This window comes from Mesorhizobium sp. M4A.F.Ca.ET.020.02.1.1, assembly GCF_004022645.1.
Lineage (GTDB): Bacteria > Pseudomonadota > Alphaproteobacteria > Rhizobiales > Rhizobiaceae > Mesorhizobium.
The window spans coordinates 1-860 of sequence record NZ_RZOI01001235.1; the positions used below are offsets into that span (position 1 = coordinate 1).

Genomic DNA, 860 nt, shown 5'->3' on the forward strand with positions numbered 1-860 from the left:
CTCTGAATTAGGAGCGATGGAATTGGCATAGGAGCGCGTGCTGGATCGACCTCAGCGCCCTCGCCTCAAGGAAGTTCCGCTAACCGCCCCTGCCGCGGCGGAAAGATACCTATTGTAGTCGAGCCAGCTTTGGTTAGGGCTCGTTGTCAGGCTCGACCAATTCGACGTGGCCGACACCGAGGGCTTGGGCCAGTTCATAAAGCGTGATTACGGTCGGATTCCTTCGGCCACGTTCCAGGCCGCTGAGATATTGCTGACTGAAGCCGGAACGCGCTTCCACCTCTTCCTGGGTCAGGCCTTTCTCTCGACGCAGGCGGGCGAAGTTCCGGCCGACCAATTTGCGCATGTCCATGCGCCAGAAGATCGCGATTTACATACTTTGAGTTTATCAACTATAATATGTAAACGATTGATCTGAGACAGATCTCAGCCGTGAAGGCGGCATGAACCGGAGAACGAAGTCGGCCCAGAGATCGCGTCGGTTTCATTTTCAGGGTTGTGTGCGCGGTCTCCACACCCTCATCGGCCAACTCAATCGCGTCGCGACCGGTGAAGGGCTCTCGAGAAAAAGGGCGCAAAATGGAGTTGCTGCAAAGCGGCTTGAAGCTCCGACAACTGCAGGTCTTTCGTCAGGTGTTGCGGACCGGATCGACGAGACAGGCAGCTGCTGCGCTCGGGATAAGCCAACCTGCGGTCAGTCAGCACGTTAAGCAGCTCGAGGCCGCCCTCGGCATCGCCCTCTTTGAAAGATCGACCAACCGCATCATTCCGTCGAGGAAAGCCTGGGAGCTCCTGCGCAACGTGGAATTGGCCCTGACTTCCATGGACCGCCTGGAAGCGTCGATCTACGCGATCACGAA

General features: G+C 57.3%; 2 protein-coding genes. One reads left to right on the forward strand and one right to left on the reverse strand.

Annotated elements, in window-relative coordinates:
* Window positions 1-133 precede the first annotated feature (133 nt).
* Window positions 134-352, reverse strand: a complete 219-nt coding sequence (locus EN742_RS36310; RefSeq protein ID WP_127283167.1) for a helix-turn-helix transcriptional regulator — start codon at window positions 350-352, stop codon at window positions 134-136.
* Window positions 353-579: 227 nt separating this feature from the next.
* Here EN742_RS36310 and EN742_RS40145 point away from each other — a divergent pair.
* On the forward strand, window positions 580-860 hold a 281-nt coding region (locus EN742_RS40145), incomplete at its 3' end, for a LysR family transcriptional regulator (protein WP_148670586.1).